This window comes from Nocardioides sp. (genome assembly GCF_034670285.1).
In the GTDB taxonomy this organism is placed as follows: Bacteria; Actinomycetota; Actinomycetes; order Propionibacteriales; family Nocardioidaceae; genus Nocardioides.
On the sequence record NZ_JAXMNS010000486.1, the window covers coordinates 1 to 2,495 of the forward strand.

2 protein-coding genes are annotated in these 2,495 nt (G+C 68.4%); both read right to left on the reverse strand.

All coding sequences use genetic code 11. The features are described 5' to 3' along the window. On the reverse strand, positions 1 to 1,024 hold a 1,024-nt coding region (locus VOI19_RS18040), incomplete at its 3' end, for a type II secretion system F family protein (RefSeq protein WP_323794327.1). A gap of 58 nt (positions 1,025 to 1,082) precedes the next feature. Continuing rightward, a partial coding sequence (locus VOI19_RS18045; protein ID WP_323794328.1) for a type IV pilus twitching motility protein PilT occupies positions 1,083 to 2,495 on the reverse strand: 1,413 nt, incomplete at its 5' end.

Genomic DNA, 2,495 nt, shown 5'->3' on the forward strand with positions numbered 1-2,495 from the left:
CCATCTGCACCACCATCGGTGGGAACACGTCGTGCTCGGCGAGGGGCTTGTTGATCGATTCGCCCTGCCTGACCGACTCCTTGACGTCGTGCAGGGCTCTGGAGATCACCACCGACCCGGTGGTGTCGGCGACGATGTCGAGGGCCTGCAGCAGCGGTACGCCGGAGCGCAGCAGGGTTCCGAAGTTGCGCGAGAAGCGCGCGATGGCGACCTTCTGGAACAAGTTGCCGAAGACGGGCAGGCGCAGCTTGAGCGGGTCGACGACGTTGCGGATGCCGGGTTTGTGGGCGTTTTTGCGCCACCACACGACAAAGGCAATCGAGCCGACGACCAGGAAGGGCAGGCCCATCTTGAGGCCCTTCGACATCGCGACCAGGATCTTGGTCGGCAGGGGCAGCTCGCCACCCAGGGAGCTGAACATGTTCTCGAAGACGGGGACGATGAAGATGAGCATGCCCGCGCACATCAGCATCGCGAGGATGAAGATGACGACGGGGTAGGTCAGTGCGGCCTTGATCTTGCCGCGCAGCCGGACGTCGGCCTCGAAGGCCTCGGCGATCTGAATCATCGTTTGGTCGAGGAAGCCGCCTACCTCGCCGGCCTTGATCATGTTGATCATCAGCGGGGGGAACGCCTTGGGGTGCCGCTCGAGGGACTTCGAGAGCGGGTTGCCCTCCTCGATGTCGGTCTTGACCAGGCGCAGGACCTTGGCGAGCTCCTCGTTCTCGGTCTGCTCCGAGAGGATCGCCAGGCAGCGGATGAGCGGCAGGCCGGCCGAGAGCATCGTGGCGAACTGGCGCGCGAAGATCGCGAGGTCCTTGAGCTTGATCCGCTTGGGGAGACCGAGATGGATCTCCTTCTGCATGCCCGCGTTGGCGACGCGGATGTCGAGCGGCAGGGCGCCCATGCCCAGCAGCTTCTCGCGCAGGACGGCCTCGTTCTCGGCGTCGACCTTGCCCTCGACGAGCTTGCCGGACTTGTCCTTGGCGGTGAACTCGTACTTGGTCAGCGTGGCTGCTGCCATGGCGGTGCTCCTGGATCGAGGGTGCGGACGGGTATGCGGGGCGGTCAGGCTGTGCGGGTCACTGCACGCCGCCGAAGCCGCTCGTCGTGAACTGCTGGCGCGCCAGGTGCTTCTCGACCTCGACGGCGGTGCCGCCGACCAGGCCGATGTAGTCCTCCTTGTCGGCGCACTTGTCGAGGCCGGTCTGCCAGCTGATCCGTCCGGCCTTCACCAGCCGGGCCAGGTCCTGGTTGAGGGTCTGCATGCCGTACTTGGCGCCGGCCTGGAGGGTGCCGGGGATCTGCGCCAGCTTGTCCTCGCGGATCTGGGCGCGGATGGCGGGCGTGGCCATCATGATCTCGACCGCGGCCTGGCGGCCCTGGCCGTCGGCCGTGCGGCACAGCGTCTGGCACACGACGCCCTGCAGCGTGCCGGCCAGCTGGGTGCGAACCTGCTGCTGCTGCTCGGGCGGGAAGACGTCGATGACGCGGGTGATGGTCTCTGCCGCCGACTGCGTGTGTAGCGTGCCGAAGACGAGGTGGCCGGTCTCGGCGGCGGTGAGCGCGACCGAGATGGTCTCCAGGTCGCGCATCTCGCCGACCAGGATGATGTCGGGGTCCTGGCGCAGCACGTGCTTGAGGGCGTCGGCGAAGGAGTGGGTGTCGTCGCCGACCTCGCGCTGGTTGACGATGCAGCCCTGGTGCTGGTGGAGGAACTCGATGGGGTCCTCGATGGTCATGATGTGACCGGAACGGGTGCGGTTGGCCTTGTCGACGACGGCCGCGAGCGTGGTCGACTTGCCGGACCCGGTGGGTCCGGTGACGAGCACGAGGCCCCGCTCGAGCTGGGAGAAGTCACCGATGATGCTCGGCAGGAGCAGCTCCTCGAGCGACTTGATCTCCCACGGGATGGTTCGCATGACAGCCCCGACGCTGTTGCGCTGGCGCAGCACGTTGACGCGGAAGCGGGCCTTGCCCGGCACCGTGTAGGCGAAGTCGAGCTCCCAGCGCTCCTCGAAGGTCTTCTGATGCTTGCTGGTCATGATCCCGAACATGGCGCTCTGGATCTGCTCGCCGGTGAGCGGCTCGTAGCCGGGCACCCGCTGCATCTCGCCGCGTACCCGGATCGTCGGCGGCGCACCGGCCGAGAGGTGAAGGTCGGACCCGCCGGCCTCGACCATGAACACGAGGATGTCGTCGAGGACGATCTGCTCGACGTGCTCGCCGAGCTCGACCGCCTGGACGCCGGGCGTGGCCGCGCCCGGCGCGAGCACGGGCGCACCCTGCGGCACGGTGCTCGGTGTCGACGTGCGCACCGGCTGGACGGCGGCCAGGGGGTGGACGGGCGCCAGCGTCGGGGTGGGGCCGCCCTGCTCCACCGGTGCCGACGCCTGCAGCGGGAGCGTCGTGGCGACGGGCCCGGGCGGAGCCACGGGGGCCGTGGGCAGGGCGGCAGCAGGAGTAGCGACCGGCGCAGGCGCCTCCAGCGGCAG